This is a genomic window from Salinivibrio sp. VGrn1 (genome assembly GCF_009377995.1).
Lineage (GTDB): Bacteria > Pseudomonadota > Gammaproteobacteria > Enterobacterales > Vibrionaceae > Salinivibrio > Salinivibrio siamensis.
In genome coordinates, this window is the sequence record NZ_SATA01000002.1 from 519,335 (window position 1) to 546,332 (window position 26,998).

Here is a 26,998-nt window from a genome sequence, read left to right on the forward strand (position 1 = left end):
TATTGCTCGATGCAAGTAGTACGGTTTGTTTCTCGTGACTCGATCATGTTGATAGCGTACCAATTCCCCACTTTAACTCATCATCTTGGTCGTCTTTGACTTGGTCTCGATAACCCTCCAAGTGTTGTTCAATCAAATCGTCAGACTGTGAGAAAAAAGCAATATGAAAGATAGCGTCACCTTCATTGACCACGGGCAGTGTTTGCTGCCCGATGAGGATACCGCTCTGAGGCGCGATCACTTCTACCTCTTGGCTGCCTGCTGGATCAGAAATGATACCGATTACTTGTTGCTTGGAGACCATTTCACCCAGTGCAATGTGGCTGCGGAATATGCCATCGGCATCGGCGCGCACCCATCGGGTTGCTCTGGCTGTGACGGGTTTGTAAGGTAATTTCCGCCGCGACTGACGCAGCATACCTAAGTGGCGCATTACGCGTATCACTCCCCTGACCCCTGCGTTAATTGCGTAAGGCTCAAAGCGTAGGGCTTCACCGGCCTCATAGGTGATCACCGGAATGCCAATCGCTTCTGCCTCTGCGCGTAAGGAGCCGCCCCTTAAGGCGGCGTCGACAACCACAGGGGCGGAAAATGCGGTCGCCATCGCCCCCGCTTCTGGGTTATCTAAATTGGCGCGGATTTGTGGCAGATTGGTGCGGTGGATAGCGGCGGTATGCAAATCGATCACATGGGTGCATTGGCTGATCACTTCATTAAACAGCTGATACGCCATGCGCCCGGCAATTGAGCCACGTTCAGAGCCCGGAAAGGAGCGATTCAAATCACGCCTATCCGGCAGATAGCGAGACTTATGAATAAAGCCAAATACATTAACAACGGGAATGGCAACGATTGTTCCGCGTAGTTTTTGGGTGTCGGTTCTCGCCATAATTTGGCGAACAATCTCGATACCATTGAGCTCATCGCCATGAATGGCCGCACAGATTAACAGTGTAGGGCCCGATAGTTTGCCATTAAGAACCTCTATACTCACGTTGAGTGGGGCGTGGGTATAAAGCTTGGCGATTTCCAGCTCTAAGCTAAGGCGATCACCTGGGTTAACGGTCTCGCCACCGATTTCGATGGCCTTGTTTTTTTTAGCCCTTCCCACGAGTGCGTGTCCTTTTTGAGTAAGCGTTCTTTTCGATATATTCCACGACCATGCCAGCAACATCTTTTCCGGTCGCGTTTTCAATGCCTTCCAGCCCTGGAGAGGAGTTAACTTCCATGACAAGCGGGCCACGTTCTGAGCGCAGCAGATCAACCCCTGCGACATTGAGCCCCATGGCTTTAGCCGCTGCGATAGCTGTGCGTCGCTCTGCGGGCGTGATCCGAACCAAGGATGCTGAGCCTCCGCGGTGTAAATTAGAGCGAAACTCGCCTGGCTGGGCTTGACGTTTCATTGCCGCAATCACCTTGTCACCAATCACAAAGCAGCGAATATCAGCACCGCTGGATTCTTTAATGTACTCCTGCACCAAAATATCGGCTTTTAAGCCCATAAAGGCTTCAATCACACTTTCAGCTGCTTTTTTGGTTTCGGCGAGGACGACACCAATGCCTTGGGTGCCTTCCAGCAGCTTGACGACCACAGGGACACCGCCCACCATTTCCAGTAAATCACCCACATCACCCGGCTTGCTGGCAAACCCAGTATGCGGCATACCTATGCCTTTGCGCGACAGCAATTGCATTGACCTTAGCTTGTCTCTAGAGCGGGTGATGGCCACGGACTCATTAACAGGAAAAACCCCCATCATTTCAAACTGGCGCAATACGGCACAGCCATAAAAGGTGACTGAGGAGCCGATACGCGGAATGATGGCGTCAAACCCCTCTAACTCCTCGCCAGCGAGATGAATCGACGGTTGTGTCGAGTTAATGCTCATATAACAGCGTAGTGCGTCAATAATTTTATACTCATGGCCACGTTGTTCGCACGCTTCAATCAGGCGTCGAGTGGAATAGAGGTTTTTATTCCGGGAAAGGATACCGATTTTCATTGTGGTTAGGGCTCCTATTTGCCAAGCAGAAATGAATGCATAGGATCGACAATGACGTTTCCCGTCATTGCGGTGCGACCTAACAGCATACGAAAGCGCATGTTATCGCGTGCGGTGAGTGTCATCTCTATGGGATAACACAGTTCACCGGCTTTAAGTGTGGTCTGAATCACATAGCGAAGTTGCTCATGCCCGCCAGAGTCGCGCACGATACGACGCGCAAGCACGGGCGCTTCTGCTTGAATCACATGCTCGTCATCGCCTTGGTGAGGATGGATCCAAAAACGAACCCAAGTGACGTCTCCTTTCTCAAACTCTTCGATTTTGAAGGTATGTAAGCATGAAGTCCGCGCGCCCGTATCAATTTTGGCTTTTATACGCGCAATATTGAGGTCGGGGAGGCTAATCCACTCACGCCAACCTACACACACTTTTTCCGTTGATTGAACCGGCATTGTTATCATTACTCGTTAGTGCTCTGCCTTGCTTTCACCATAGAAGTGATAGCGGTTATTCGTGGTAAGAATCTGAAAAATCGGCGATGATATGTGATAACCATCGCACACTGGAAACGGCACTAGCATCGCACATAGGAGACAGCTGAGCGCCCCTGCCGGGGGCGGTTCGCTGGACTGCTGTGCATATGATGACCGTTGAGAAGGAAATACCATGCAAACGAGTGATAGACAAGAAGTGATTGACGATTTGCTATCAAAAGTCGATCAAGATGCGCCCGAGACGATACAAGAGATAGAGCAAGCACACGGTGTGGATAGCCTCGCTCTGTTGTTGGAAGCCTTGCCCGTCAACGATCGTGTGGGCTTTTGGGAACAACTCTCTCCCTCGTTACAACTGCCAGTGTTGGCGGAAATGCGTGATGACGCCGGTGAGGCGGTGATCCGTGCCGTTGATGAGGCACAACTCCATACGCTTTTTGCTGATCTCGACGCGGACACCTTGTTGGAGTTGCAAGATGTGTTGACCGAACCGCTGCTAGAAGAAGCGCTCGGTCGTATGGACTCGGAGCAAAAGCAACGCTATGCCTCGGCACAACAGTATGCGGATAACCAAGTGGGGCATTGGTGTGATCATCAACCCTTAGTGGTGCCCGCCAAAACAAAAGTCAATGTGGTACTGCGTTTACTGCGCCGTGTGATGCCCAAATATTGTGATCATGTCTTCGTTGTCGACAGTCGAGGCATCTGGGTAGGGGCTGTCCCTATTCATAAGCTGTTCGGCGCGGACGGGGTGCTAAAAATCAGTGAGCTGGTCCGTGAACAGTTCCCCAGCTTGAACGCACGTGATGATATTTATACCAGCGCTGACAAAGTCGCGAGCAGTGAAGAAATCGCACTGCCCGTGCTGGATGACGGTAATATGTTGATTGGGCGACTCGATTTGGGCACGGCTTATGAGATGCAAGCGGAACGGGCAGAAGCGCAAATTATGGCCACCGCGGGCTTGGATGAAGATGAAGATTTATTCTCCCCGGTGATGAAAAGTGCGCGCAACCGTGCGTTATGGCTTGGGGTGAACCTAATGACAGCCTTTCTCGCGTCATGGTTTATCGGTCTATTTGAAGCAACGTTGCAGCAGGTTGTCGCGCTGGCGGTACTCATGCCCGTGGTCGCATCCATGGGGGGGATCGCCGGTAGTCAAACCTTGACGCTGATCGTGCGAGGTCTCGCGCTCGGGCAAATCTCTAAAGCTAACCTAAAGCCTCTTTTGAGCAAGGAATTTAAAGTGGGGCTGCTTAATGGTGTGCTTTGGGCGCTTGTGATTGGTGCCATTGCGGGTTACTGGTTTGAAAGCTGGGGACTTGGTGCGGTTATCGGTGCTGCGATTGTCGCCAATATCATCAGTGCGGCATTGGCGGGGATTTTTGTGCCAGTGTTATTAGAGAAGCTGAAGATTGATCCGGCACTGTCAGGCTCAGTGATTTTAACCACAGTGACGGACATCGTCGGCTTTGTCGCTTTCTTGGGCTTAGGGACGTTGTTTTTACTGTGAGTTTTACTTGGACGTGATGCGTCGTCACTCAGTTGATCGCTTGATAGCGCGCGTGATCGTCACGAGCGCTTTATTCTCTCAAGCGGGTGTTGAAGGCGCGGTCGTTTCGGCCGCTGTCAACTCGGTTTGTTCGCTCAGTTTGCCGTCAGCTGCGGGGAGCAACTTTTCGCAATACAGCGTCATAATGTCTTCCCGTATTAATTGTTCGAGTTCGGCGGCGCGTTCGGTCGGACAGAACAGGCGGACGTGGACATGTTGCTCGCCAGTATCGGTATGAGACAAATAGACATGAGGCTCAGGCCCAGGCAAATCCACCCCCGCATGACGTTCAATCACATGGTTATAACGTCGAGCGATATCGAGAAAATCCTCGCTATGATCGTCGATGCGTGCCAGCAGCGCCGGAATATGGGGATATAAATTTATATCGCCACGGATCACCAGGTGAAAATGGTGATAAACATAGCGCTTCATAAAGTTCAGGTTTTTCACAGTGGTAGAGAAAAACAAGCTGTTCGGTAATGTCGCGGTTTTTCCGGTGTAGCAATAGTGCCCATGATGGGTATCTATTTCTTGAATTTTGGTCGCCATCAAATTGTGCTCGATCACTTCGCCACGAGAGTTACCGACCTCAATCCAATCCCCGATACGAAATGATCGTGAACTGGCGCGCTGAATAGAACCGGTAAAGCACAGGATAATTTCTTTGGAAGCCACTACCACCGCGACCGCAATGGCTGTGAGCGAGAGGGCAAACTCACTAATTTCTGTGTTCCAAAACAAGAACAAAAACAGTAAAAGCAGACTAAATGCACCATTTTTAGTGCGAGATATCCACTTACGTTGATCTTCGCTGAGAAAGTTACTATCACCGCGAATATGACGCAAAATCAGGCGACGGATCACGCTAACAAAGACGATAACACCAATGGTGGTCAATAGTTTGTTTTCGACCAACAGTTGGGCGATGTTTTTCAACTCAGATAACAAAATCGCTCCCGTAATGCTTCTGGCAAGTTTTGGCGCTATTCTGCCCCTTTGTTTGGCAAAATAAAACGTAAACTTGCGACTATCACGCATAAGGTGCGCGTTAGGCATGGGTTAGTCTGTCATCAGTTTGCTTTGTTGGATCATGGCATCAATCACAGAAGCGCTTAGCTCTTGGCTGCTCAGGCCACTCATATCAATTTCGTATGCACTAGCCATGTCTGCCACACTGAGGTTTTCAAACACCACGTGCTGGTCGATTTGATTATCGCCCGCCGAGGCGATGTACAAGGTGGCTTCACCTTGGTCGTTGTCCTCAAGGGTTAGGTAGTCTTCTAGATTCGCACCGTCTTGGTCTTCATCAATCAGAAGCTCGGAGAGATCCAGTGTGTCCTTTTGCACATCAAAGTCAGTAATACGATCAACCGCCTCAGCGCCGATAGACCCTTGATCACCGCTCAAAAAGGCGAAAGTGTCTGACCCAAGCCCCCCTGTCAACGTGTCGTCACCTTGGCCGCCAATCAGCAAATCATCGCCAAGGCCGCCATCAAGCGTATCATCGCCGTGGTTCCCGAGTAAGCTATCATCTCCTTCGTTACCGATCAGGGTGTCGTCACCTGTACCGGCCGCGAGAATTTCACTTTGATAGTTACCTTCTAGCATTTGGTCATCAATGGCAATAATATCAACCAGTGCACTGTCCATATAACTGCCGTTAGAGGTAGTGTACTCAAATTGATGCTCAGGCTCTGGTAACACTGCGTTCGAACTATCCAAGGTAAGATAAATCTCGTAGCTTTCTTCCACATTAAGCAAATTGTTCGATACAACTTGGAAGTAATACGTCCCTTGGCTATCTGGTGTAAAACTATCACTGGTGCCATTGTCAGGATTGAGTTGCTGTATTAACTGCTGATTTTCATCATAAACGTTAATTGTGAGATTATTTGCCCATACGTCATCGTCGAAGGTAAGCGTTTCATTCTCATATAGATCCATCTTCGTTAAATCAGCGTCGTAGCCTCGCCTGACCGTTCCGGTTAGGGCAGCATTGGCACCATAGTTATCAGCATCAATGTGTGTCCACACCTCCTGTGTCATGGTGCCGAACTTACCGCGATCTAGGCTCTGTGCCTGAGCAAACGAGTTGGCGAAATCGCCCAGTTCGGATTCTGCGATAAACTCGGAATCGTTACCGATGGGATCAAGAATGGTTTGCGGATTCATCGCAGTATCAGGTGTGAAGGTGATGTCATCCGTGCCCGTTACCGACCCTTGTATCGCATTACTGGTGGCAGTGATCGTGCTGTCCATCGAAGGAATATCGTTATGGGTTAAGGCCAAACCGGGAATGACGATTGGGCTACCGTCATGAATATTGGTGATCACAATATCGTGATTGGCGTCAAGCCGTGCCTCGTAGTAGAGATTAATGACGACATTAACGTCACTGGTATCGCCATCGTTGTCGGTAAGCGTCAGTGCGATTTGCTCTTGCTCGTTGAGAATATCTCTGTCGACCGCCACGCGGTAGTCGTATTCTCCGGTATCAAAATTGATGGTGAGGATACCGCCTTTTGCGGTTTCAAAGGTCTGCTGTGCGCTGTCAGTTGTGGGATCATAGTTGTACGTTTGTCCATCCAAGGTGAACGCGGAGATATAGCCACCATCGGCCCCGAATAAGGAGACAGTATTGCCGTCATCATCCATCAGCACGAGGCCGCCTGACACTTGTCCACTCTCAATGGTTTGTAGTAGTGAGTAGGCGAGCTCATTTTCATCGGTGACCAGTAATACATTGTCACTGGTATTGCCTGAACTGCTTGCCGCAATCGGTGTCAGTGGCGATGTCGTAATGCCATCCCCGACTCCAACACTGAAGGACTCATCAATACCTTGCGTACTGACATAGTTTTGCCACGCACTTTGCAGACTGGTGTTATTTTCAAAGTCATCATTGGGCATTCCGTCCGAGATAAAATACGAGATGGTTTTATCCGCAGTCAGCCCTGAGGTATCGACAATATCTATGATCTCGTTCAGCGCGTTATCGTATCGGGTTGCGCCGCCGGCATACAGACCCTCGATTGCGTCTAATGCGCTGCTGACATCGTTAAGCATCCAACCTGAAGACTGGGCTTCACTCGAAAATGACACAATGTGGATGTTGAGATCGCCGAGTTTATCATATTCCTCTACCATAGATTTCAGTGCGGCTTTGGTAACTTCCATCCGAGTGGGTGAATCCGGATCGCTTGGGTCAACCGGATCGGACATACTGCCGGACAGATCAATGGTGAGAATAAGGTTAAACGTCGAGCTACTCTCCGCCGTCGCGTACAAGGCACTTTCGATGTTGTCTGAGGTCGGCGTGTCATCTTGCACATTGACCGTTAATGTCGATGAGCGATACGCCGTAGACGCCGTCGGATCATAGGTGGTGTAGGTGAAGGCTTCGCTCACGTTATCACCGCTGGTGGCATTATTGAGCGTATAGGTGTAGTCACCCGCGCGATAACCTTGGGTGTTGTCTTGGTTATAAACAGTCAGAGTGCCACTGGCAGTGGTGAGGGTTAAAACACCATCACTGCCAAAGCTTTGCCCATTAATTTGATGCAGGCTGACATTAACGCCAATCCCCGTATCATTATCCAACAGGTTACCTTGGGTGATTTGACTATTATCGTCGCTCACTAACCCTTGCTCGCTGACTGAAGCGATATTGGCGTTTAACTGGGTATTGTTGTCATGACCGAGTGTGAGCTGCGCCTGACTCGTATCCCCATCGCTGTCGGTGAGGGTATAGGTGAATACCTCATCGTCCAGCGTGCTGGCATCCGTCGTTGACGCGACCGATGATTGATACAGATAGCTGCCGTCGGGTTGAATGGTTAATTGCCCTTGCGATGTGACAATCACAGTACTGCCGTTGACTGCATACGTGGTGCCATTGAAGCTAACCGCGGTCACCGTGGTGGTATCCGCCCCGAGGGTATCGGCACCGGCGCCGGCAGTGATCACGTTCCCACCTGTCGAGGCGCCAGAGGCTACGCTATCACTATCATCATGGGCTACCGGCGCAGAGTCGCTCACATCGAAGGTCACGGTTGTCCACTCTTCATTCTCGCTACTTTGGTAGGAGAAGCTGTCATAGACGTGACCGCCGCCTGCATGATTCACCGCAGGTGCGGTGTAGGTAAAGCTACCGTCGGCATTGACAGTAACACTGCCACCCAATGCGGTGGCGATAGTGGCTGGGCCGATCACAATTTCACTGTTACCACTTTCTCCTTGGCTGGCATTGGTGGCAACGCGGGTGACAGAGGCCTGTGTGTCTGTATTGTTGCTGATCAGTCCGTCGACACTAGCAATGCTGGTGGCTTGTCCTTCGGTCTGTGCAAAGCTGTCATTTTCTAGATTCAGAGTGGCCGTGGTTGATGCCTGATCCGTGCCGTCGGTACTGATAGCCGTAATCGATAGCGTGACACCAGTAATATCGGCAGGAGAGGCGAGATTAAGACCACTCAGTTGCGAGTCCGTGAGTAGCCAATCGCCGGTGCTTGCCTCTTTTGTCCCCGCTGATAATACTGCATCATCCGGTAAGCCGCTGATTCGGTAAGTAAGTGTTTCGCCCGATTCATTGGCGGTGCCGGAGATTGTTAAGGGCGAAAGAATCGCACGTGACCCGCCCGCGCCAGGGTCAGTGGCGGAGATTTGTCCCGTGTCATCGATATAAGTCAGTGATTGATCGCCACGGCTGACTGTGAGGGTGGGGGCGGTAGCAACCCCTTCGACGTTGAAGGTGACATCGTGGGTCAGGCTCGCATTTTGGGTATCGGTGGCGCGGAAGCTTACTGTCTCTGTCCCACTCCAATCGGCGACCGAAGAAATGGTCGCGACTCCATTCGCATCAATAGAGACAGAAACTCCACTGGGCACATTTGCCACATCGAAACTCAAGGTATCGTCACTGTCGATATCGGAAAACACCGTATTGAGATCAATGGTGTAGCTAACAAAATCTTCTTGCAGAGTTTGCGTAGAAACGGCTTGGGTCAATATGGGAGCGTCATTGGTACCGGTAATGGTGATCGTGATCGCTTGCTCGACACCATTAGATACAGCTACGGTGATTACATCTGTTATCGATTGTCCATTATCGAGATGTTGAACCGCAGACTGGTCAAGCGTATAGGTCCATGTATTGTCACCATTAAGCACCAGTTGGCCGTAATCGCCATCATCAACCACATTCAGAAAGTTAGTATTGCCTCCATTATTGACTTGAATAGTCCCAGTGGCGGTAACGGGAGAATCACCGATATCGCCTTCAGTGACAGAGCCTGTAAAGGTACCAGTTATAGAGGGAACGGCCTCTGCTGTGCCTGTAATCGTAATTGTAATCGTTTGTTGAGAGTTATCACTGGCTGTAACTGTAATCTCGTCTGTGACGACTTCAGCGGCAGCAAGGCTTTGAACCGTTGTTTGATCCAGCGTATACGTCCACTGTCCATTCACTAACTCAAGTTCACCGTAATCCCCGAATATCACAGTATCTGGGAAGGATGGAGTATCACTACCATCAGCATCCGTAATGGTCAGCGAGCCAGATGCGGTGACTGGATCATCACCGACATCGCCCTCTACGACAGATCCGGTAAAGTCACCAATGATCACCGGCACATCCTCGGTACCGGTAATCGTGATGACAATATCTTGCTCAGTGCCATCAGAGGCAGTAAGGGTAATGGTATCCGTCACCTGATCGCCAGCATCTAAATCCTGCACGCTGGCTTGCTCGAGCGTGTAAGTCCAATTGCCGTTCACCAGCTCTAGCGAACCGTAAGTGCCGCTCTCTGTGGTATCGGCAAAGGTTGGCGCATCGTCGCCATCAACATCACTGATCGCAATGGTACCCGTGGCAGTTACTGCGGTATCGCCCACGTCACCTTCGGTGACTGAGCCGGTAAAGATACCGGTGACTTCAGGTAAGTCGTCGGTGCCGGTAATGGTGATGACAATATCTTGTTGCGTGTTATCGCTTACGGTGAGGGTGATGGTGTCGGTCACCTGATCGCCGGCATCCAAGCTCTGCACCGCAGACTGATCAAGGGTGTAAGTCCAATTGCCGTTCACCAGCTCTAGCGAACCGTAAGTGCCGCTCTCTGTGGTATCGGCAAAGGTTGGATTGTCGTCGCTATCCACATCACTGATCGCAATGGTACCCGTGGCAGTGACCGCATCGCCTTCGTTGCCTTCGGTGACTGAGCCGGTAAAGCTACCGGTAACTTCAGGTAAGTCGTCGGTGCCGGTAATAGTGATGACAATATCTTGTTGTGTGTTATCGCTTGCAGTGAGGGTGATGGTGTCGGTCACCTGATCGCCGGTGTCTAAACCCTGAACCGAGCCCTGATTTAGTGTATAGGTCCAGTTCTCACCGACTAGCTCCAACGAGCCATAAGTACCAGCCTGTGTAACATCGGCAAAGGTCGGATTGTCGTCGCCATCCACACCACTGATCGCAATGGTGCCGGTGGCAGTGACAGGTGCATCACCTTCGTTGCCTTCGGTCACGGAACCAATAAACTCACCGGTGACTTCAGGTAGGTCCTCGCTACCGGTAATGGTGATGACAATATCTTGTTGGGTGTTATCGCTTGCTGTCAGGGTAATGGTGTCGGTAACTTGATCGCCGTCATCTAAATTCTGCACCGCAGACTGATCGAGGGTGTAGGTCCAGTTCTCACCGACCAGCTCTAGCGAACCGTAAGTCCCGGTTTCTGTGGTATCGGCAAAGGTTGGCGCGTCGTCACTATCGACATCACTGATCGCAATGGTGCCGGAGGCAGTCACCGCCGCATCACCTTCATTACCTTCGGTGACCGAGCCAACAAACTCACCACTGACTTCTGGCGCATCCTCGCTACCAGTAATAGTGATAACGATATCTTGTTGCGTGTTATCGCTCGCAGTTAGGGTAATGGTATCGGTGACTTGATCGCCGGCATCTAAATGCTGCACTGAGCTTTGATTGAGCGTGTAAGTCCAGTTGCCGTTCACCAGCTCTAGCGAGCCATAAGTCCCCGCTTCAGTGGTATCGGCAAACGTCGGATTGTCGTCGCTATCCACATCACTGATCGCAATGGTGCCGGTTGCAGTGGCCGCATTGCCTTCGGTGACTGAACCTACAAACTCACCACTCACTTCTGGCGCATCGTCGGTCCCCGTAATGGTGATGACAATATCTTGCTGTGTGTTATCGCTTGCGGTGAGGGTGATGGTGTCGGTCACATGATCACCGGTATCTAAATTCTGCACGGCAGATTGATCGAGGGTGTACGTCCAACTGCCATTGAACAGCTCGAGCGAACCATAGGTGCCTGCCTGTGTGACATCGGCAAAGATCGGTGTATCGTCGTCATCGACATCACTGATCGCAATGGTGCCCGTGGCAGTCACCGCAGCATCGCCTTCATTGCCTTCGGTGACTGAGCCGGTAAAGATACCGGTGACTTCAGGTAAGTCGTCGGTGCCGGTAATGGTGATGACAATATCTTGTTGCGTGTTATCGCTTGCGGTGAGGGTGATGGTGTCCGTCACCTGATCACCGCCATCTAAATCCTGAACCGAGCTTTGATTGAGCGTGTAAGTCCAATTGCCGTTCACCAGCTCTAGCGAACCGTAAGTGCCGCTCTCTGTGGTATCGGCAAAGGTTGGCGCGTCGTTACTATCCACATCACTGATCGCAATGGTGCCGGTGGCAGTGACCGCTGCATCGCCCACGTTGCCTCCGGTGACTGAGCCAACAAACTCACCGGTGACTTCAGGCGCATCGTCGGTCCCCGTAATGGTGATAACAATATCTTGCTGGGTGCCATCAGAGGCGGTCAGAGTGATGGTGTCGCTGATCTGATCGCCGTCATCTAAATTCTGTACTGAGCTCTGATTTAGCGTGTAAGTCCAATTGCCGTTCACCAGCTCTAGCGAGCCATAGTTGCCTGCCTGTGTAACATCGGCAAAGGTTGGATTATCGTCGGTGTCAACATCACTGATCGCAAGGGTGCCCGTGGTAGTCACGGCAGCATCACCTTCATTGCCTTCGGTCACTGAGCCGGTAAAGTTACCGGTGACCTCAGGGGCGTCGTCCGTCCCTGTAATCGTGATAACAATATCTTGCTCAGTGCCATCAGAGGCAGTCAGGGTAATGGTATCGGTGACCTGATCGCCGGCATCTAAATCCTGCACTGAGCTCTGATCGAGGGTGTAGGTCCAAGCGCCATCTACTAGCTCCAACGAGCCGTAAGTGCCTGCCTGTGTGACGTCGGCAAAGGTCGGATTATCGTCGCTATCCACATCACTGATCGCAAGGGTGCCGGTGGCAGTCACGGTAGCATCACCTTCATTGCCTTCGGTGACTGAGCCAACAAACTCACCGGTGACTTCAGGCGCATCTTCGCTACCAGTAATCGTGATAACAATATCTTGTTGTGTGTTATCGCTTGCGGTGAGCGTGATAGTGTCTGTCACCTCATCACCGGCATCTAAATCCTGCACGGCAGACTGATCGAGGGTGTAGGTCCAAGCACCATCTACTAGCTCCAACGAGCCATAAGTGCCTGCCTGTGTAACATCGGCAAAGGTCGGATTGTCGTCGCCATCCACACCACTGATCGCAATGGTGCCGGTGGCAGTGACAGGTGCATCACCTTCGTTGCCTTCGGTCACGGAACCAATAAACTCACCGGTGACTTCAGGTAGGTCCTCGCTACCGGTAATGGTGATGACAATATCTTGTTGGGTGTTATCGCTTGCTGTCAGGGTAATGGTGTCGGTAACTTGATCGCCGGCATCCAAATTCTGCACCGCAGACTGATCGAGGGTGTAGGTCCAGTTCTCACCGACCAGCTCTAGCGAACCGTAAGTCCCGGTTTTTGTGGTATCGGCAAAGGTTGGCGCGTCGTCACTATCCACATCACTGATCGCAATGGTGCCGGTTGCAGTGGCCGCATCGCCTTCGTTGCCTTCGGTGACTGAACCGGTAAAGCTACCGGTGACATCAGGTGCATCGTCGGTCCCCGTAATGGTGATAACAATATCTTGTTGCGTGTTATCGCTTGCGGTGAGGGTGATGGTGTCGGTCACTTGATCGCCGGCATCTAAATCCTGCACTGAGCTCTGATCGAGGGTGTAGGTCCAAGCACCATCTACTAGCTCCAACGAGCCATAAGTGCCTGCCTGTGTGACGTCAGCAAACGTCGGATTGTCGTCGCCATCGACATCACTGATCGCAATGGTACCGGTGGCAGTGACCGCATCGCCTTCATTGCCCTCGGTGACTGAACCGGTAAAGCTACCAGTCACTTCAGGTAAGTCGTCTCTACCGGTAATGGTGATAACAATATCTTGCTCTGTACCATCGGATGCAGTAAGCGTGATGGTGTCGCTGATCTGATCGCCGTCATCTAAATTCTGTACGGCAGACTGATCGAGGGTGTAAGTCCAATTGCCGTTGACCAGTTCTAGCGAGCCATAAGTACCTGCCTGTGTGACATCGGCAAAGTTTGGATTATCGCCGTCATCCACATCACTGATCGCAATGGTGCCCGTGGCAGTTACTGCGGTATCGCCCACGTCACCTTCGGTGACCGAGCCAGTAAAGCTTCCAGTGACTTCAGGGGCATCATCCGTCCCCGTAATGGTGATGACGATATCTTGTTGTGTGTTATCGCTTGCAGTGAGGGTGATGGTGTCGGTCACCTGATCGCCGGCGTTTAAACCTTGAACAAGACTGCTGTTGTTATCCAGCGTATAAGTCCAAGTACCATTCATCAGTGATAACTCACCGTACTGACCGGACACATTGCCATCGGAAAAGCTCGGCGCATTGTTACCATCTGCATCCGAAATACTGAGAGATCCTGTCGTTTCTAAAATGCTGTCTTCGACAACATCGCCAAGGGTTTGGCCGCTAATCACAGGATCATCATTTGTACCTGTGATAGTTATCGCGATCACTTGGCTGCTGCCGTCTGATGCAGTCACAGTGAAGTTATCCGAAACCGCATCGCCCTCGCTAAGAGATTGCACAGCATCGCTATCTGCGGTGTAGGTCCAGTTGCCATTAGTGAAGACGAGCTCACCATACAGGCCGGATTGCGTGCTATCGATCCACGTTGGGCTATCGTCCGGATCGGTGATCGACAAGGTACCGGAAACCGAGTCTCTGGCTATCAAACTTCCATCAGAGCCATCGATTTCCCCCTCCGAGAGCGTGCCTGAGGTATCACCTGTGATGGATGCGGGATCGTCAATACGTTCCACTGCTGAGGTGAAGGTTTGAGAGGTGCTCGCTTCGCCGTCTGAGGCGGTGATTGTAAATGTCAGCGAGGCGATATCTAGTGCATCATTATTGATTGCATTTACGCCTGCCTGAGTGAGAACAACATTATTACCCTGCAACTCGACATAGTTTTGTCCACCGTCAGTCAACGATAGGGTGAGGACATCGTCTTCTATATCCGTCGCCGTTACAGTGCCGACGGTATCGCCGGCCGCGACCGCATCCTCAGTGACCGATATGGCAGAAAATTGCAGCGTCGGAGCATCGTTGACGGGATTCACGGTGACCGTGATATCGGACGGGGTTTCTGCTTGGCCATCGGAAACAATGACTGTGAGATCAAGATCGCCATTGAAATTGGGCGGTGGTGTGATGACGATATTACCAGACTCATCCTCGTCGATTTCGACATCTGGATTGCCACTGTTGATGGAAACAATGGTGAGGGTATCGCCGTCTGGATCGTTGATTTGCTGCAGTATTTGATTGGGCGTCAGCACCAGGGGTTGATCTTCGTCGGTACTGAAGGTGAGCGATTCGGCGCTCGGCGCTTCATTGGTATCTGCGGCAGGGAATACGGCGTCAGCACTTGCCAATCTTAGTGCGGTTAGAGCAAAAAGCTGTTCGTCGGTAATGCCACCATCGGGGTTGGTAATGCCCTCAGTTTGGAAACCCGCAATGATCTCGCCAATACGGCCGTTCGCTTCAATGATTGCCATGGCCGTGATCGCAGAACCTGAAGCCGCCGCACCGGCTGCGGTGGCGGCATCTTCAATCGCATTGGGATCTTCACCGCGTTGGATGGCTTCAATGATTTCAAGCACATCCTCAGGTAAATCTTGTACCAGCGTATCGTCTTCATCTTCGCCGACAAGCAAGGCAGATAAGGCGAGGTTGGTATCGACACCATTCTCAAGGCGCACTGAGGCAGGCTCGTTGCCCACCGCGGTGACGAGCTCTCCCGTTGAAACCGTTTGATTTGCCTCTATCTGACGCACTTGGCCATCAGGTTGAACGGCAGCAACCGTTCCTTGCGTCTCGGTGACTTGTGTCTCTGTCGCCATGCTGTCGGCTCTCCTCGGCAACTGCATCACGCCAACGTTTTGATTTATATTCAATTACGTCACTTTATCAACGCGCTGGACACAGTTTGGTGCACGATCGTTACATATTCCCTCTATAAATATAGTTAATAGTTGGCAGTGGCGTATAAAAATTGAGCGACTCAATTGAGAGGTAAGGAGAGAAAAAGCCCTTGCGTTGGCAAGGGCTGGGCTGTTTTAACAAAGTAAGGCTTAGATCATTGGACGATGAAGGGTTAAGTACCGATTACGCCACCGTCTTCTTTGGTGATCATGATGACCGAAGAGCGAGGAATGGCGTCACCGCCTGCAGGGAAATGGGCGCCTGGGTGTTGTACACCCACAAACATAGTGCGTGAGTCAGGCGTAAAGGTCAGTCCCGTGATCTCACACGATGTTGGCCCGGTAAGGAAGCGACGAATTTCCCCCGTTTGCGTGTCGGCACACAGCATTTGGTTATTGCCCATGCCAGCGAAGTCTCCCTCGTTGGAGTAATCACCGTCGGTTTGAATCCAAAGACGACCGGCACGATCAAAGCCGATACCATCTGGGCTGTTAAACATGTTGTCTCTATTGATGTTATCGGTACCCGCCATTAATCCAGATTGCTTTTCAGGATGGCCGGCCATCACGAAAATGTCCCACTCAAAAGTAGGCTGAGTATGATCGCCTTGGGTCGGTGCCCAGCGAATAATATGGCCATACGGGTTTTTGGTGCGTGGGTTGGCCGCATTTAATGGTTGGCTGTCTTTCACGCCACGGTACTTGTTATTGGTGAGGGTGCAGAAGACATGCTTGTTGTCGGCGTGCACGGCGACCCACTCAGGACGATCCATGGTGGTTGCACCCACTTGCGTCGCGGCTTCGCGGGCAAAAATGAGCACGCTGGCTTGGTCGGGAAAGCCATTTTCTGGGGTCAGGCCATTTTTACCAAAGGTGAGCTCTAACCACTCCCCTTGACCTTTGAGCTCGTCGTCGCTGCCGGTAAATTTGGCGACATATAAGGTACCGTTCTCGAGCAAATCGCGATTAGCGCTACCTTTACTCGGATCGTATTTTCCCTCAGAGACAAATTTATATAGGTGCTCGCCACGTTCATCATCGCCCATATACACGACAACATGCCCATCATCATTGACCGTTAGCGCGGCATTTTCGTGCTTAAAGCGACCCAGTGCACTGCGCTTTTTCGGGGTCGAATTGGGGTCCATAGGGTCAATTTCGACCACCCAGCCGAAGCGGTGGGGCTCATTGGGGTGCTTGGCGACATCAAAGCGCTCGTCGTGCTTGTACCAATCGTATCCCCAATCGGTATCGCTGATGCCATAGCGCTGATAGGTTTTGCCCAAGGTGACGGTTTTTTCGCTAGCAAAATAGCCATTAAAGTTTTCTTCACAGGTCAGATAGGTGCCCCAAGGCGTTTCGCCGTTGGCACAATTGTTAAAAGTGCCGAGGATCATTTTACCCGACGGATCAGCCGCGGTTTTGAGCAGTGAATGGCCGGCGGCGGGACCTGTCATTGCCATTTCTGTATAAGCGGTAATACGACGGTTTAAGCGACCTTGCGGATTGATTGTCCAGCGACCATCGACTTTTTTGAGTTCGACCAAAGAGACGCCATGCGCCGCTTGCGATTTGCGCGCATCATCGGCTGAGATGTTTTCTCCACCGTGCGTAAACAAATACTCATCGTTGATATACTCGTTATTGACCGCGAGCAGGGCGCGATCATTGGCGAGCGGGAAAAATGTCATGCCATCGTTGTTGTCGCCAAACTGCTGAGCTTGCGCATCGGCATTGTTTTGTTGCGAAAAAGCAGGCGCATTAGTAAAGATAGGATCGCCCCAAGACACCAGTACGTCTGCCTTATAGCCAGCAGGTACCTTGACTGTATCAGCGGTTGAGGTCGGGATTGCGTCAAAGCCTATCAGTTCACTTTTGCTCATGCTGCCAGCCACTGCTTTGGCAACAGGGTTAGCGGCAAAAAAAGCGACCGTACTAGCGGCGCCCGCGCCTTGTAAAAAGCGGCGACGACTTACGGCGGCATCAATAAAGCGATTGAATTCGGGTTCTGCGTCCAGCGGACGTTGGTCAATATGCTTGCTCACGACAATTATTCCTTTCTGTTCGTTATCGTATTTATGATTTAGGTGATAGCGATGCGCCAAAAAGTACATCGCAAAGCCGGTCGAAAGTGTGGCGAGGCAATATGAAAACGGGGTGACTGCTGGGTGACAGTCTTGGGACAGTGAAGGAAGCTGGTATCAAGATCACGTATTGGTTGATACAGGCCAATTAGTGTTGGTCAAAGTAATCTTTGCGTCGGATGTATTTATCCATGTAATGATACGCGATGGGGCGTGCGAGCCAGCTAAATAAAACCCTGAGCACGCGAATCAGTGACGACGTGTCGGTATAAATTTTGTTCTCATGTAGCCATAGAAGCCGACCGACATGCCAATACAGAAAAGGAATCCCGGGTAAGAAGGTAATGATGTCGACATCACAACAGATACGATAAGTTTTGGTATGAAAGGGATAATGCCGCTTAAAACGCCACATACCAGCGGCAGGCTGACCAAAGGTGACGATGCGTTTAATAGCACTGCCCATTTGTGGTTGAAGCATCGCCGCGGCAATAACTGCCATCGCGCCGCCTGACGAATGACCAATAAAAGAGACTTTTTTGTTGGCCTGAACCAAAGGCGACAGGGCGGAGCAGAGTTTATCGAGCACCGTATCGCCGTCTAAGGAAGCCATATCCGCCGCTTGTGCGACATCAGCAAACTGGCTCGTGGTCATAGCTTGGTAACGACGCTTGTGCTGTTGCCAGGGTAAACTTTTTTGTGTCAGTAAGTAGTGAAATCCCCAGTGTACGTAACAATAAGTGTTAGCCATGCGAATACGCTTAGGACCACAGGCACAATTTACTAGCCAGTCCCACAAGGTTTGCGAGCCACGAAATACCACCACCACATCGTCATCATCTCGCCAGAGTACACGAATAATACAGCGCCCCCAGCGGTCGTAAATATCACGTCGTCCACTCGGACTGAAGCCGTATTGCGTGTGATTAAAAAAGGTAGGATAAGAGGCGCGGCATAAAATGGCATACCGCTCGTATTGATACCGCTTTAATCGCTTCATGGTGAACCTTGTGTCATCGTCATGGGCCTAGGCTAGCGAATAAACGTGACGAAATAGCGAAAGCAGTGTGGGATGCTCAATCAATAGACAAACTCGGATCTCGGCGCGTGCCTGGATGATTAATAATTGGTGAGAAAAGGCTCGAGGTGTGTATCGTAAGTCAGGGCTTGGATAGGGCCTCGGTGTGTGATCAAAAATTCAGCATTGGTACAGTTCCCGACACCGATAATGACTTGTACCAGCAAACGTAAATCCTTTAACCAACGTTGAGACTGTTCTTGGCTCCAATCGTCACGATACAGACTCATATGATATTCCACCCACCAGTAGGCGCCACGAATAAAGGCTTTCATCACTGATTCGGCAGCCAATATTTGCTCGGCGGTACCAGAGAAATCAAAATCAGGCGAAATGGGCTTGCCTTGTGTAAAAGCCACATAGTTACGGCAATGACGGAATAATGCGAGCTGAAGCCCTGCAGCGGAGTCGTAATGGGTAAGCGCCAAAGTGGTTACAGGGAGGTGTTTAATTGACCGACGGAATAACGCGGCAGTACGCTTTCCGGGCATAAGGTGCTCAATGGCATAAAACAAATCTAAACTGATAAGCTGATTACGCAAAGCAACTCTTCTCTCTCTGATTCAACCGCATCATCCTGCCTGAAATGGCGTGTCGAGTATACAGCACTGTGGACTGAAATGAAGAAATAAACCTCAATCACTCAAGCCCATAACGTGCTTTTAGTTCAGTAATCTTGGCTTGGTTATCGGCTAAAAATTGGTTAAATTCTTTAATCAGTTTTGGATAGTGAATTGTTGAAAGGTGACGAGTTCCTTTCACATGTGGGAGGGTATCATCAAACTTTACCGAGCCTTTTTTGAGGCCCTTTTGGTCAAGATAAAACTGTGCGACGTCAATATTGGCGTAGCCGCCATCAACGCGACCACTGATTACCTTCATTAACAGCGAATCATATTGATAGCTTTCATCGACACGTATTTTTCCGGCGCTGATACGTGATTGATAAGGGTGGGGAGTGAATCCGGCTACCACGCCGAGAAAACGGAATTCATCCAAAGGCCGGCCATAGTGTTGGTCAATAACCATGACGCCATCCGTGTAGCTCACCACAGGATCACTGTATGTCACACTGACCTTTTTTTTAATGTCTGGGCTCCAATCTGGACTGTCTGGATATTTCAGATCGACAGCGCCCTCGACAAAGCGGTGGTAAAGGCGTCTTAGGGGAAGCGCTTTGTAGACGAAACGGTAGTGGTATTCATTGGCAAACATATCCAACAGCTCTCGGTTAAAGCCAGAATAGTTACGGTTAGAGTAGGCTGAATACGGGTAATACTGTGAAAAACTCTGTACGCCAACCACATACGTGGTCTTAGCGCTCACCGGCCATGCAACCGCTAGTGTTAACAGCAACGCCCACACTCTTTTCATCACTTACTTAACCTCTTATCAGTTCTGCCTCTATTCATTGTAGCCATTGCGTTTGAACCTGTCTTTGAGCCTTGTTCTGTTATTTTACAACACCCACTTTCATCCTCTTTTTTCTTCCGACGCTTCCGTGTTGAGAAATCATTCGGTTATCGGTCACATTTTGCCCGAAAAAAATTGAATGAACATTCGGTATGTTTTATTTTTTCATCTGGACTTTCACTTTTGATCAAAAAACGATGAACAAAAACGAAATTGCGTCGCGTGCTATGCGCCAACACATTCTTTCGACAACGCTAGAAATCGTTGGAAATGAGGGGCTTGCTGCATTAACGGCAACAAAATTAGGGAAGAAAGCCGGAATCAGCAAAGGGGCGCTGTATCATCATTTTGACAACCTTGATGCCGTCAAATATGCAGCGGTTGATGAATTAATCTCTATGTTTCTTGCTGTGGCCGAGCCTGCAAATTTTGATGATTTTGAGAGTTATCTCGAAGTGACAGGGGATACCTTGTACCTCACCATGCAATGTGAGCCTTATGCGATGAAAGCGATGTATAGCTTTACAACCCAAGCCTTATTTGATGAACAGTTCAGGGTGGCTATTCAGCGCTTTTCTCAACATGGTTTAACGGAATACACGCGTGCGATTGAGTATTTTTATCAGGGGAAGATTCCGCAGCATCAGATTGATACGGCAATTCGTGTCGTGGATGCCTTTTTCCTTGGTGTGGGTTTGCAAAGTTATGTACTGCAGGGGGATGATAGATTTCGTCAAAACTGGGCGTTATTTTCGCAAATGCTACTCACGCAACTGGGTGAGCGATAAGGCGCCATGATGACATGGCGCTTAGTCATTGTGCTTAGATTAGCTCTGCGTTGTGGTAGACATTTTGGACGTCGTCGCAGTCGTTAAGCATATCGAGGAACTTTTCAAAACGTTCAACATCCTCGCCGCTGACCTGAGTGTCGATTTGAGGCACAAAGGTGATCTCTTCAAGATCAATCGGCGTGTCGCCAAGATAGTCACTTAGCGCATTTTTCACTTTGAAAAACTCTGTGTGAGGGGCAAAAATTGTAATGATACCCTCGTCTGCTTCGATGTCTGACACATCCACATCAGCCATGACCAAGGCTTCAAGCGTGCCTTCCTCATCATCTCCTTTAAACTGGAAAACAGCTTGGTGCTCAAACATATGAGACACCGCACCGGGCGTGCCAATTTTCGCATCGTTTTTCACAAAGCACTGGCGCACGTCCATATAAGTACGGCTGTTATTATCCGTTAAGCAATCAACAATCACCGCGCAGCTGCCAGGCCCAAAGCCTTCATAACGCGCCACTTCATAGTTTTCGCCACCTGTGCCATTGGCTTTATCAAGCGCTTTGTCGATCACATGACCTGGAACCTGATCTTTTTTCGCTTTCTCAATCAAACGACGCAGTGATAGATTGCTCTCAGGATCCGAGCCGCCATTTTTAGCACATACGTAAATCTCTTTACCGTACTTTGAATAAACCTTAATTTTCGCGCCCTGGGTTTTCGCCATTGACGCTTTACGAACTTCAAAACTTCGTCCCATTCGGAATCTCTCTTAATAACGCTTACGCAGAAACGGGTTGATTCTACCAAGAGAGTGATCCTTTACACCAGTAAATGCACTGACCTTGAACAAAGTCAGTGCGATGCGCACAAATCACTCTCGGGGTCTTAATGATTCCCACCTGGATCACTGCGTTTTTGCTTAGCCTTGGCTTAAATGGCTGGCATAGAGCTTGGGCCTGCGGTGTTTCAAATTCGTTACCGAACCTCGTTCATGCAGCATTTTGAGCTTGTCCAAATCGACGTCTGCGAAAATCATCATCTCGGTATTGGCATTGGCTTCCGCGAGTGTCGCATCGTGCGGAAAATAGACATCCGAGGGTGAAAATACCGCAGACTCAGCGTATTGGATGTCCACATTATCTACCCGAGGAAGGTTGCCCACGCTGCCGCCGATCGCGACATAACACTCGTTTTCAATCGCTCGTGCTTGAGCACAAAGGCGCACGCGTAAATAACCGTTCTTGGTATCGGTCCAAAAGGGCACGAATAGGATCTGTACACCTTGCTCAGCAAGAATACGCCCCAACTCAGGAAACTCGGCGTCATAGCAGGTGAGAATACCCACCCGGCCCGCGTCGGTTTCAATGACTTTGACCGTATCCCCGCCATCGATCACCCAGTCACGTTGTTCGTGCGGCGTAATATGGATTTTGTATTGCTCATCAATGCTACCGTCGCGGTGCATTAAATAGGAGACGTTATACAGTTTGCTATTTTCCAACACGGGCATACTGCCAGCGATAATATTGATGTTGTAGGTGACGGCCAATTGCGAAAAACGTTGCTTAATCGCCTGGGTAAACTCACTGAGAAAGCGAATTGCCTCGACGGAGCGCTTATCAGGTGCAAGCCCCATCAATGGTGCACAGAAAAACTCGGGAAAGAGCGCGAAATCTGACTGGTAGTTGGCTAAGGATGAGACAAAGAATTCGGCCTGATTCAAAAGATCATCCACTGAGAGCACATGACGCATCTGCCATTGCACGACCCCGAGGCGGACGATGGTTTTTTCAATATCATGCACGGAGGATGCATCTTCTTCATAGAAGAAGTTATCCCACTCCAACAGTGTGGCATAGCCCGCCGACTTATCGTCTTCGGGCAAATAGCGATTCATCAAACGCTTAACATCAAAGTCATTAGATAGCTGGAAAGAAAGGATCGGGTCGTGAATCTCTTTTCTTCTGACTTTATTAATATAATCCGTCACCGAAACATCATTGTGTTTGTGATAACCAGGTATACGGCCGCCGGCGAGGATCGCTTTTAGGTTCAGCGCCTGACACAGATCTTTTCTCGCTTCGTAAAGTCGACGGCCAAGGCGATGGCCACGATAATCAGGGTGTACAAACACGTCGAGGCCATACAGTGCATCCCCTTTTGAGTCGTGGAATACCACACCGTCATCCGTGATAATGTCGGCATAGGTATGCGGCAGTGAAAAGCGGTTGTAGGATACTTTTAGCGTTAACGCGGCGGCGACGATTTTTCCATTATCTTCAATGCATATCTGGCCATCCGGGAAAGCGGTGACCAGTTGCATGATCGTGCTCTTAGGCCAAGCACCGCCGACATCCGGGAAGACGAGATCCATCAACTCTGCTAAGGGTTGATAGTCGCTGACTTCAATGACACGCAGATTCAGTAGCGTGGCGGTGTTCTCATCCATTACACGTTCTCCTATTACGGGCTGAACGCCTATTATGACAAAGATTGACGCTCGAGATAACGTTTAGGCAGAGAAGGATTATCAGTTTCTTGGCTGATGGGCGACTGGTTGGATGTTGGTGATACACTGGAGGGCGCATCACGATGTTCAGTTAACGCAAATTCTACACGGTTTCGCCCGCGGGCCTTGGCTTCATATAAAGCCGTATCTGCGCACTCAAATAACTGATTCATCGCAACATATTGCATTTGGCGCTTGATGCCGACGCCGATACTCACCGTAAACTGGATGTGATGGCCATGTTCGGTCGTCACCTGGCATGCCTCGATTTGTCGCTTCAGCTGTAGCGCTATTTCTTGTACGCGACGCACAGACTGGCCACTGAGTAGCAAAATAAATTCTTCACCTCCCGTTCTGGCGCAAAACGCCCCTTCTTGTTGGGTGATCCGTTCTAAGTGTTGGCTGAAAGCGACCAATACCTGATCGCCAGCAAGGTGACCATATACATCATTAATACTTTTGAAATTATCCAAATCAGCAAGGATAAGGGCATTCGGCTGGTTAGAAAGGAGACACTGTGCGGATTGCGTCATAAAGGCGCGTCGATTCGGAAGCTGTGTCAGAGTGTCACGGAGCGCAAGTTGACAAAGTGTGTACTCCAGTCGCTCAAAACAAAGGTAAATGAAGGTCATAAACTTGACGAACTCGGCCATTAAGATCAAGTAATACACGGCGATATAACGTTGAGATAGGCCGGTGTTTTCCATCGGTGTGTCAAAGGCGAAGTAGGCACGAAGTCCATAAAGTATCAGTAAGAGGAGGAGCACGGACGCATAGAGAGTAAAACCTATCCGCTTCCTCTCTGGACTCTCAACAATGAGTTTTAAAACCGCAAGGTGCATTGCCACGTAGAACGCACAGTACCAAGTAATACGGAGCGCAAGCGGAATATGATTGGCAAGAATCAGTGTATAAACCCCTACACCCAAGAGTGCTGCCAGCGAAGCCGTCCGCCACGACGAGGACGTGCCCACGAAGGATTGCGTGCCTAACCACACCAGAATATGAGAGCAGATCGCGGCTGTGGTGCCAATCCAGACGAGCCCCGACGTTTCGGTGACATTGCCAATGTTATACACCGACGTGCCCGTTGAGATCAGCAGACAAGCCAGTCCCCAAAGCTTGATATCTTTGTGCTGATTAAACTGCCACCCAATCAACAAAACGCCAATGGTGAGTAGCCAGAACACACTGATGTAAGCCAGAGTCAGTGTGGGAAGGTGAAGATTAAACACGTGACCGAATCCATCCGATAAAGGCAAGGGCGTTAGACGCCACCAACGAACCAAAGTCAGTTATACGACTGACAGCGGTATAATATATCAGACAACTGTCTGACTTTTTATCGCTCAACGTCTGGTTCGTCGGTTTTTTACCCAGCTAAGTGGATGGATTACAACGACTGTTGGGTAAACAGCCAGACCGCGAGTGCCGCAAAAACCAATGCCATGATTTTATGCTGATACATTTGGACACGGGTATTGGTGAGCATTGCACTGCCAAGCTTGCCGACTATTGCCACTAAAAGCAGATTAAACGCGAGCCCTAATAGGTTGAGGAGGAGACCAAGCGTTAGTAATTGCGTGCTGGACGAGGCTTGAATTTGCTGCGAAATAAACTGCGGTAAAAACAACACAAAGAACAGTAGTGCCTTTGGGTTCAATAGGTTGGTCATCACCGCGCGTTTATAGAGATATTTGCCCATGCCTTGATGATGCGCGAGCTCGGCGCTGTCTGTTGGAGAGGCACGCCACATATCTATACTCATTTTGAGCAAATACGCGGCTCCCACGTACTGCAGAATGGTGAGGGCCGTTGGCGACATCGCAATCATGGCTGATACGCCGGTTGCGGCTAACCCGGTCAGGATCAATCCTGATGTTGCATTACCCAAGCTTGCGGCCATACCAACCCGTCTGCCATAGCTAAGACTGGCGCTCACGATTAGCAACATATCCGGTCCGGGCACCAGCAAAAGTGCGACAACCGCGGTTAAATAAACGGGGAGCATATTGGGATCGATCATAAAGGCACTACAGCTATCAAGATAAAGTGCGGAATTTTACCGTTTAGTTAGACTTTATCAACATTGAGAGGTGATTAAGTTGGTTTTTAATCGCAAGGAGGGGGTTTAGGCTAGCTTATAAAACTGAAAAACCCCCTTAGGTAAGGGGGTATGGTTTTTCGCTTGTCATATGCACCAGGGTCTTAAGCGGCCCGAATGGTTGGCTTAGGCGTAGGCTCTTCGATAAAACAAGCGTGTAGGGCGCAGATCGACGCGTGGTAGAACTTATCAAGTACTACGTATTGCACGTCCACATCGCGCATCGATGAGTGAGCTGCTTTAGGGTTTATTTCTGCGTCAAGCAACGCCAGCATACCCTTGCTCATGGTTTGGTTTGAGTCGATACGACTACCAATGACAGAAATCAGTGCGACCATTTCACCCGTAATCTTCGCTTTCGGGTAGAGCTTCTCAACACGATTAATCACCTTATCTTGACTGGCTGTCTTGCCGTCTAAGTAGTAGGTAATTGAGTTGGCATTCATCTCTTTACTGATGAGCTGCACGTTCTCTTCGCGAATGATTTCCATCACGTCATAGCTGACCTGATCAACATGCCCAACCATTGATTGGTCAAAGATGTGGAGAGCTAGCACCTTATCTCGACCGGCGATGATCTCGATCTCTTTGTCTTTTGGACGATATTTGTGAGAGATCACCGTACCCGCGTGCTCAGGCTCGAAGGTGTTTTTCACGACCAATTCGATACCCACAGCGCGCATACCAGAGGCTGCATTCGGGTGGATGGCTTCCATCCCTAAGTTAGCAAGCTGGTCAGCCACATCGTAGTTACTGAGGCCCATTGGCTGTACACGCTCTGGACCTACAATGCGAGGGTCGGCACTGCTTAGGTGATATTCTTTGTGGATCACCGCGCTACTTGCTTTGGTTAACACGGCAATCCGGCTGAATGTCATTTCACTGTAACCACGGTCATAGGTCTTCATCAGACCTTCATCACAATAGACGTAGCCGGTAACGATGGGCAGCTCAGTACTGAAGTCAATGTCTTCCATAGCATTGGCGATCACCGTGTTGAGGTCGCCTTTGCCTTCATCGGGGTTATCCCAACCAGAGAGGTCAACAAATCGTGAGTTAATTCCCACACTTTCGAGCAGTAGCGTTGAGTTGTGCGCACTGTGCGCCTCGCCGATAGAGGAGAGGAACTCACGAATTTGTGGTAGATAGCTTTCCAGAGAAAACTGCCCATAGTTACAGGTTTCGAGTATACCTTCGATACAGCTATGTGCTTTTTCCATGCGTTGGCGGATAAAGTTATCAGCACGCTCACGGTATACAGGATCGGGGAACATATTGCTGTTAATGAGCAGCATACGTTGCTCTAACTCGTCCATCGCATCACGCCATTTAGGGTTATTTGCCGCGAGAAGGCGATAAATGCCGGGCTTACCCGAACGCTTACACTCCAGCAATGCATCCGTGATGCCAGCGTAAGCAGAAACGACAAAAATGCGGTTGTACGGGTTTGACGGGTACAAAAAGATATTATCCATGACAGCGTCGTAGGCTGACATCGACGTACCGCCGATCTTTTCAACGGTATGATTCATGTGAGCTC

The 26,998-nt window shown here is 50.1% G+C and carries 16 protein-coding genes; 2 read left to right on the plus strand and 14 right to left on the minus strand.

Annotated features, from left to right (window positions below; translation table 11 throughout):
- Positions 1–43 precede the first annotated feature (43 nt).
- From EHW56_RS05325 to EHW56_RS05335, 3 genes are read right to left on the minus strand one after another with little or no spacing between them, the layout of a single operon-like run.
- On the minus strand, positions 44–1,111 hold the full coding sequence (locus EHW56_RS05325; RefSeq protein ID WP_370517121.1) for a succinylglutamate desuccinylase/aspartoacylase family protein: 1,068 nt from the start codon (positions 1,109–1,111) through the stop codon (positions 44–46).
- Positions 1,098–2,003, minus strand: a complete 906-nt coding sequence (gene rimK, locus EHW56_RS05330; protein WP_069360827.1) for a 30S ribosomal protein S6--L-glutamate ligase — start codon at positions 2,001–2,003, stop codon at positions 1,098–1,100. Before rimK ends, EHW56_RS05325 begins: the two co-directional genes overlap by 14 nt.
- A 14-nt stretch (positions 2,004–2,017) precedes the next feature.
- Positions 2,018–2,458: an ATP-dependent zinc protease gene (locus EHW56_RS05335; RefSeq protein WP_152794521.1), complete on the minus strand. Its 441-nt coding sequence runs from the start codon at positions 2,456–2,458 to the stop codon at positions 2,018–2,020.
- 214 nt (positions 2,459–2,672) lie between these two features.
- Here EHW56_RS05335 and EHW56_RS05340 point away from each other — a divergent pair, with 214 nt between their 5' ends.
- Positions 2,673–4,013: a magnesium transporter gene (locus tag EHW56_RS05340; protein ID WP_077459023.1), complete on the plus strand. Its 1,341-nt coding sequence runs from the start codon at positions 2,673–2,675 to the stop codon at positions 4,011–4,013.
- A gap of 78 nt (positions 4,014–4,091) precedes the next feature.
- Here EHW56_RS05340 and EHW56_RS05345 read toward each other — a convergent pair whose 3' ends face one another.
- From EHW56_RS05345 to EHW56_RS05370, 6 genes are all read right to left on the minus strand, one after another.
- Complete coding sequence (locus tag EHW56_RS05345; protein WP_227486425.1) at positions 4,092–5,003, minus strand: mechanosensitive ion channel family protein; 912 nt, start codon at positions 5,001–5,003, stop codon at positions 4,092–4,094.
- A 111-nt stretch (positions 5,004–5,114) separates the two neighbouring features.
- Positions 5,115–15,404, minus strand: coding sequence for a VCBS domain-containing protein (locus EHW56_RS05350; protein WP_152798823.1), 10,290 nt, complete (start codon positions 15,402–15,404; stop codon positions 5,115–5,117).
- Positions 15,405–15,658: 254 nt separating this feature from the next.
- Complete coding sequence (locus EHW56_RS05355) at positions 15,659–17,530, minus strand: PhoX family phosphatase (RefSeq protein WP_370517120.1); 1,872 nt, start codon at positions 17,528–17,530, stop codon at positions 15,659–15,661.
- Between the two features lie 187 nt (positions 17,531–17,717).
- Complete coding sequence (locus EHW56_RS05360) at positions 17,718–18,569, minus strand: Mbeg1-like protein (RefSeq protein ID WP_077607039.1); 852 nt, start codon at positions 18,567–18,569, stop codon at positions 17,718–17,720.
- A gap of 119 nt (positions 18,570–18,688) precedes the next feature.
- Positions 18,689–19,189 (minus strand): hypothetical protein, encoded by a 501-nt coding sequence (locus EHW56_RS05365; protein WP_046075991.1) that lies wholly within the window; start codon positions 19,187–19,189, stop codon positions 18,689–18,691.
- Positions 19,190–19,286: 97 nt separating this feature from the next.
- Entirely contained in the window at positions 19,287–20,024 is a 738-nt protein-coding gene (locus EHW56_RS05370; protein ID WP_152793859.1) for a transporter substrate-binding domain-containing protein, read from the minus strand.
- 188 nt (positions 20,025–20,212) lie between these two features.
- Between EHW56_RS05370 and EHW56_RS05375 the strand changes: the two genes are divergently transcribed.
- Positions 20,213–20,848, plus strand: a complete 636-nt coding sequence (locus EHW56_RS05375) for a TetR/AcrR family transcriptional regulator (protein WP_152793861.1) — start codon at positions 20,213–20,215, stop codon at positions 20,846–20,848.
- 34 nt (positions 20,849–20,882) lie between these two features.
- On the opposite strand, the gene EHW56_RS05380 is transcribed toward EHW56_RS05375, so the two are convergent.
- The 5 genes from EHW56_RS05380 to EHW56_RS05400 form a co-directional block, all read right to left on the minus strand.
- The gene (locus EHW56_RS05380) at positions 20,883–21,602 is read right to left on the minus strand and encodes a YebC/PmpR family DNA-binding transcriptional regulator (protein ID WP_046075989.1); all 720 of its coding nucleotides are present in this window, start codon (positions 21,600–21,602) and stop codon (positions 20,883–20,885) included.
- 162 nt (positions 21,603–21,764) lie between these two features.
- Positions 21,765–23,294 carry a bifunctional GNAT family N-acetyltransferase/carbon-nitrogen hydrolase family protein gene (locus EHW56_RS05385; RefSeq protein ID WP_152793863.1) on the minus strand — a complete coding sequence of 510 codons (1,530 nt, stop codon included), beginning with the start codon at positions 23,292–23,294 and terminating at the stop codon, positions 21,765–21,767.
- A 32-nt stretch (positions 23,295–23,326) separates the two neighbouring features.
- Complete coding sequence (locus EHW56_RS15675; protein WP_152793866.1) at positions 23,327–24,589, minus strand: GGDEF domain-containing protein; 1,263 nt, start codon at positions 24,587–24,589, stop codon at positions 23,327–23,329.
- Between the two features lie 158 nt (positions 24,590–24,747).
- A complete protein-coding gene (locus tag EHW56_RS05395) occupies positions 24,748–25,380 on the minus strand; it encodes a LysE family translocator (RefSeq protein WP_152793868.1) in 633 nt (210 codons plus the stop codon).
- 182 nt (positions 25,381–25,562) lie between these two features.
- Positions 25,563–26,990 (minus strand): aspartate kinase, encoded by a 1,428-nt coding sequence (locus EHW56_RS05400; RefSeq protein WP_046075985.1) that lies wholly within the window; start codon positions 26,988–26,990, stop codon positions 25,563–25,565.
- Positions 26,991–26,998 lie beyond the last annotated feature (8 nt).